The sequence below is a fragment of the Microcoleus sp. Pol12B4 genome (assembly GCF_036701385.1).
Classification (GTDB): domain Bacteria; phylum Cyanobacteriota; class Cyanobacteriia; order Cyanobacteriales; family Microcoleaceae; genus Microcoleus.
In genome coordinates this window covers 1-6483 of sequence record NZ_JAUBQR010000296.1, presented here as the reverse complement: position 1 = coordinate 6483, position 6483 = coordinate 1, and the positions used below count along the sequence as shown (strand labels likewise).

The 6483-nt window shown below is 47.5% G+C and carries 5 protein-coding genes; 2 read left to right on the top strand and 3 right to left on the bottom strand.

Annotation, left to right across the window (positions count from 1 at the left end):
* Positions 1 to 226, top strand: a 226-nt coding sequence (locus QUA38_RS26575; RefSeq protein WP_333167191.1) for a phosphodiester glycosidase family protein, incomplete at its 5' end; no start/stop codon positions are given.
* 284 nt (positions 227 to 510) lie between these two features.
* On the opposite strand, the gene QUA38_RS26570 is transcribed toward QUA38_RS26575, so the two are convergent.
* The 3 genes from QUA38_RS26570 to QUA38_RS26560 all read right to left on the bottom strand — a co-directional run bounded on the left by QUA38_RS26570 (position 511) and on the right by QUA38_RS26560 (position 4042).
* On the bottom strand, positions 511 to 1644 hold the full coding sequence (locus QUA38_RS26570; RefSeq protein ID WP_333167189.1) for a succinylglutamate desuccinylase/aspartoacylase family protein: 1134 nt from the start codon (positions 1642 to 1644) through the stop codon (positions 511 to 513).
* 88 nt (positions 1645 to 1732) lie between these two features.
* Entirely contained in the window at positions 1733 to 3691 is a 1959-nt protein-coding gene (locus QUA38_RS26565) for an adenylate/guanylate cyclase domain-containing protein (RefSeq protein ID WP_333167188.1), read from the bottom strand.
* A gap of 147 nt (positions 3692 to 3838) precedes the next feature.
* A complete protein-coding gene (locus QUA38_RS26560; protein ID WP_333167186.1) occupies positions 3839 to 4042 on the bottom strand; it encodes a hypothetical protein in 204 nt (67 codons plus the stop codon).
* Positions 4043 to 4174: 132 nt separating this feature from the next.
* Between QUA38_RS26560 and QUA38_RS26555 the strand changes: the two genes are divergently transcribed.
* On the top strand, positions 4175 to 6483 hold a 2309-nt coding region (locus QUA38_RS26555), incomplete at its 3' end, for a DEAD/DEAH box helicase (RefSeq protein ID WP_333167184.1).

Sequence of the window (6483 nt, the reverse complement as noted above, 5' to 3'; positions counted from 1 at the left end):
TGCTGCGGGGAATTTGCTGATTGTAGCGGTGCACAATCGCGCGGGCGGGGCGGGGCCAAATTTCGCAGAACTGGCGCAGATATTGCAGCAAATGGGTGCTGTGGAGGCTTTAAATTTGGATGGGGGAAGTTCGACGAGTTTGTATTTGGGAGGTAGTTTGCTCGATCGACCTCCGTCAACTGCTGCGAGAGTTCATAATGCGATCGGTATTTTCATTCAACCATAAACCGTCACCTTAAATTGTAGGGTGCGTCCGTGTGCGTTATCTTCTCCACAATCTAGAATCCCCGCACTGACGCACCCTACAAACTTTTGTCCCCCCTTCTTAAGGCAGGGCTGTTTCATTCTCAGGAAAACCAGCCTTTTGACTCTTGTCGTGACAAGAATGCCGACCCGACCCATCCACGATTTGTTAGGCATTTGGTGGGATTGGGGTAGCCACGGGGGCAGCCCCTACCAATAGGTTTTCAGAAACCGGGTTTCTTCAAGAAACCGGGTTTCTTGGTTTTCTCAATCTGCCATCACAGACAACACATACTCTCCTTGATTTACTGACTGATTTGTGGAAACATCAAAAATGAAAACATCCGACTCAGCACAAACATCAACCAAACTCGGAAATTCCCCATTCTTATTAAAGCTGAGAATTTGATAAAGCCGATCGCCCTTTTTGACATAACTCCCCAATTGCACTCGATTTTGAATCATACCGCCCGCCGGCGCGTAGTATTTGAACACTGAATTCTTGGGGGTGAAAATAACTTGATGGGCGGCAGTTTGTGGGAGAGGAAATCCATCTATTTTCAATAAACCCTTACTTGCTAAGTAATTTTTGATTCCCCGCAAGCCATTCCCCACAGACTCGGGATTCATTTCCATTCCCGAACCTAATTCTAAAGTCCAAGCTTCCACGTCAAATTGAATCGCACTTCCCAACTCTGCTAAAATCTTCTCCAAAGCCAGCCAAGGCTTGAGAAACGCCTCGTCAAAAGCATCGCCGTCGTACTCGTTCATCAAGATTGCGCGATCGAGCAAAAAAGCTTTCGCACTCTCCTCGCGGGAATTAAAACAGTAAAGGTAATCTAAACTTTGATTCGTAGAACTGTGCAAGTCCAGCACATAGTCAGCATCCAAACACAAAGATTGTAGCTGATATCGGTAAAATTCGCTGTAGGGGCGGCAACTAGGAGCGTTAATTTTTTCCAACTCTTTCGCAAAACTCAAAGCAATCGCTTTTCTGTAATTAACTTTAACAGTATCGGCATCGAGATGGAGGTGAGACTTAGCAAAACCCAGAATATCTTCACCTTGCTTTTCAAAATCCCAGAAAATCCGGTTCCAATTTACCCCATCATAAAGATTGTAGCGACCAGGGGAAAAATGGTGCGATCGCTGACTGACACCCACAGGATTACAAACAGGAACTAGCCAAATTTCCCCGTTTAACTGGCTGCTGTCCAAAGACCTTAAAAACTCAATTAATTGGTAAATCACAGCATTACCGCTAATCTCAGCGCCGTGGAGGTTAGATTGGAGATAAGCTTTTTTGCCGGGAATCCCACCTTGGAACTGATAGACTTGCAGTGAAAGCCGATCGCCCGAAGCAAGCTGCACCACAGGAATACTCGAAATAACAGGAATCATAGACAAGACTCGGAGAGAGGGAACACGTTTAGAAAGGCAGGTGAGACTTGGCAAAACCAATCTTCCCAATTGAAGCATCGCTCGGCTTCTAGCTTTTTGGACCGATTAACCAGTAAGTAATCATTTCTCCCCGACCCTTAATAGAAATAGTACCTCTTGGTTCCAGCACATACAGATCTTTCAAATGAGAATATGTGGTCTGTGTTACCTGAATATAGCCCGGTTTACCGTGAGACTCCATGCGAGAAGCCACATTAACGGCATCTCCCCACAAGTCATAAATAAACTTCTTGATGCCAATCACTCCCGCAATGACGGGACCAGTGTTAATGCCAATCCGTATTTGTAGTGAGTTTCCTAAATTGTTGGGCATGGTTTTCATGTAAGCCTGCATTTCTAAAGCCATATCCGCGATCGCCCTGGCATGATCCTCACTGGCGATTGGCAATCCACCCACCACCATGTAAGCATCACCAATGGTTTTAATTTTTTCTAGACCATACTTTTCCGTCAACTGATCGAAAGCCGAAAAAATTTGGTTCAATCCGGCAACTAATTGCATAGGTTCCATTTGGGCTGAGAGACTTGTGAAACCAACAATATCAGCAAAGAGAATCGTCACTTCTTCAAAATGTTCTGTGGGAGATTCTGCCCGTTTTAAGCGCTCGGCAATTTTGGCAGGCAGAATATTGAGTAAAAGCTTTTCCGATCGCTCCTTTTCTTTGCGTAGTTCTGCCGTGCGGATTTCCACTCGATTTTCTAACTCCTCATTAGCTAAGCGTAGGGCTTTTACGGATTCCTTGAGTTTGTCGGTCATGCTGTTGAAAGAATCAGCCACAATAGCAATTTCCTTAATCCAGCCAGCGTCAACTTTTTGGTCGAGATTACCTCTGGCAACTTCTTGAGATGCCTGAGCAAGTTTTAATAATGGGTGAGTAATCCAACGGGCAGTGAGAATACCGATCGCGATCGCGACGAGTAAGGCTATTAAAACTAGCACGATCGTATTTTGGGTGTTTTCATAGATTTGTGCCATAAAATCAGCTTCTGGAATCACCACCGCAATCAGCCAATCAATACCTTTGCCATCCTTGAGGGGGGATACCTGCACGAACTGTCGCTTACCGTTGAGTAGGTAATCGCCTTGTTGCGATCTTTCAATGCGATCGAAGCTGCCAAAATGCTGCTGCAAATATTGGGCAGTTTCTCTGACTACGGGTTCTTCGCTTTGAATCGCCATCACCAGCTTGGCATTTTCCCCTTTGCCCACAGTCAGAGGTTCATTGGTGGAGCTAGAAAGCATGGAACCTTTGCGATCGATAATGAAAGCATGACCTGTTTTGCCAATTGCCAGACTAGCTAAAAATTTCCTTAAATCTTCTAAAAGCACCACATCCGTGGCACAAACCCCTAAGATGTTTCCCGTACTATCGTACACTGGCTCGCTAGCTGTAATCGTGGGCAATCCGCCGGAAAAATCCAGGTAAACCTCACTCCAAATCTGTCGTTTTGCTTCTATGGCGGCAGTGTACCAAGGACGTTTGCGCGGATCGTAGGGGCGGCGTTTTTCTAGCAACTGCTGCCGATTGCCCCGACTATCCATAGCATAATAGTAAAAATTGTAGTCGCTCTCTTGATTGCTAACAGACATGGCGACCGTTGCAGAACCTTGATAAAACAGGCGAGATGCCCCCAGATACTGCCCTTGGGAGTCACCGCAGTAGGATGAATCAATAAAGGTAGAAATTTGTATCTGGGTCAGAAATTGCTTGGCATTGCTGGCATTAACCATATCAAAACTATTCTCAGAAAAAGCTGCTCCATTCAACTGATTAAAATCGTGGGACCTACCTAGATATTTTGTTAATTCTCCATCAATCCGGGCAGTGAGTTCATTGCGTAATTGGGCTGCTAGATCGTTAACCGCTTTTTGACCGCTGCGAAAAGACAAATAACTGACTAACCCCACAGTTCCAGCGATCTGCAATACAAAGGGCAAAACAAGGGCGATGCGGAGCCGGAACCTGCGATTTTTGATAATTTTCATATAAAAAAAACCGTGATGTTTCTGAGATTGACAGGACTTACGCATAAACCCTATAAAAAGGGTGTGCACTGCACACCTTACGCCATAAATAGCGTGTCAAAATACTTGGGGCTTAATTCCTGATTTATATTTTTTGTTAATATCCTGCTAGATATAACCCTTTGTTTTAGGAACGGCACCTTGGAACTGATAGACTTGCAGTGAAAGCCGATCGCCCGAAGCAAGCTGCACCACAGGAATAGTCGAAATAACTGGAATCATAGAGAAGGAAGAGGGAAAAAGGAAGGAGGAAGAGAGAAGAAGCAAGAGTGAAGAAGGCAAAAATTTTTTCTTTATTGTGCCAACTGCCAACTGCCAACTGCCAACAGACTTATTCCTTCCTAGCCGATTTGGTGGCGAAGGTTTAAAATCAATACAGTCCTCTGCTGACTTGCTTTCAGCAAGATTTAAGCATACTTATCCTGCAACCTTATAATAATCCTTGTGCCAGACACTGCCCAGAACCGCCCAGAGCTGGATCTGAAGACCATATTTCCATTCGAGCTAGATAACTTTCAGAGAGAGGCGATCGCCGCCCTCGATGCAGGTAAATCCGTTGTCGTGTGCGCTCCCACAGGCTCTGGGAAAACGTTAATCGGGGAATACGCCATCCATCAAGCACTATCCAGGGGGCGGCGCGTCTTTTATACCACTCCCCTCAAAGCTCTGTCTAACCAAAAGCTGCGCGACTTCCGCAGTCAATTTGGAGACGACAACGTAGGTTTGCTCACCGGCGACATCTCCGTCAATCGAGATGCGCCGATTTTGGTGATGACTACCGAAATATTTCGGAATATGCTCTACGGTACCCCGATCGGAGAAGTCGGTACTTCCCTCACCGGAGTCGAAACCGTGGTACTCGACGAGTGTCACTACATGAACGATCGCCAGCGCGGTACCGTCTGGGAAGAATCGATCATCTACTGTTCGAGCGAAATTCAACTGCTCGCCCTCTCAGCAACCGTTGCCAATAGCGAACAACTCACAGACTGGATTAACAAAGTCCACGGGCCCACAGAGCTCGTCTACTCAGACTTTCGGCCAGTACCGCTGCAATTCCACTTCGCCAATCAAAAAGGGATATTTCCCCTGCTAGACGAGACCGGCAAAAGAGCCAATGTCCGGTTAGTCCCCAAAAAGAAGCAGCAAAAAGTAGAAAGAGGCAGCATCCCCACTCCGAGTTTGACCGATGTTTTGGCTCGGTTGGACGATCGAGATATGCTACCAGCAATTTACTTCATCTTCAGCCGTCGCGGGTGCGACCAAGCAGTCGCAGAAGTCGGCAATTTCTCCCTGGTTAACGAAGCCGAAACAGCCGAACTCAAACGCATCATTGACGATTTTTTACAGCGAAACCCAGAAGCAGAACGCTTCGGTCAAAAAGAAGCACTTTTAAAAGGCATCGCCGCCCACCACGCAGGCATTTTGCCTGCTTGGAAAGGTTTAGTAGAAGAACTCTTTGGCAGAGGTTTGATTAAAGTCGTATTTGCCACCGAAACCCTAGCAGCCGGGATTAATATGCCCGCCCGCACCACAGTCATTTCTACCCTGTCCAAGCGCACCGACAAGGGACACCGACTGCTAAACGCTTCAGAATTCCTGCAAATGGCCGGTCGGGCGGGGCGGCGGGGCATGGACAAGCTGGGGCACGTGGTCGCAGTTCAGACGCGCTTTGAAGGCGCAAAAGAAGCCTCATATTTGGCCACAGCCAAAGCCGACCCCCTCGCCAGTCAGTTTACGCCCAGCTACGGCATGGTGCTGAATTTGCTGCAAACTCACACTCTCGACGAAGCTCAAGAGTTGGTAGAGCGAAGTTTTGGTCAATACCTGTCTACCTTGTACTTGCAGCCGCAGCAAGAAGAATTAGACCGATTGCAAGCAGAATTGGCGGTGCTTGAACAGTCCCTGGCGGCCGGAGGAAATGTCTCCACTCTGGAAAAAGAGCTCGCCCATTACGAAAAATTGCAGGCAAGACTCAAAGAAGACAAACGTTTGCTCAAAATTCTATTGCAGCAAGCTGAAGAAGCCAGATTTAAGGAGATGTCCGTAGCTGTGGCTTTTGCAGTGCTCGGCACGGTTATGAGTCTCAAAGGCAAGCACGTTCCGACAGCCAAACGATCGCACACAACTCCTGTACCCGCCGTATTGGTTGCCAAAATCGCAGGTTCTGGCCAAGCTCCAAATTTGGTGTGCTTGGGCAAAGATAACCGTTGGTATGTCGTCGCCATTAGCGATGTCGCTACCCTGCACGCCGAATTACCTCGCTTGAGCGTTGCAGATACCTTGAACCCGCCGTCGGAAATGCCCCTGAGACTCGGCCAATGCCGGTTGGCAAATGAAGAAACTGCTTCAATTGCTGCATCGATCCCAGAATTGCCGACACCGGAACCGAGTCCAGAGGCGATCGAGCAACAGCAGAAAATCGCAGCCCTAGAAGCTCAGCTAGAAATTCACCCGGTTCTACAATGGGGCAATCCCGGTACTTTGCTCAAACGCCAGCGCCGCCGGGAAGAATTGAAAAAAGAAATCCGCAAAAGCGAACAAGAGTTAGAAAAGCAGCGAGCTCGCTACTGGGAGCAATTTCTCAACTTAATCGACATATTGCTGAATTTCGGCTGCTTGGAAAGAGTAGTTTCGGCAACTGGAAACCGCAATGACTCCTCCGATAGGTTGGTGCCCACAATCTTGGGCCAAGCTTGCGCCGCCATTCGCGGCGATAACGAACTGTGGCTGGGTTTGTCCCTGATGTCTGC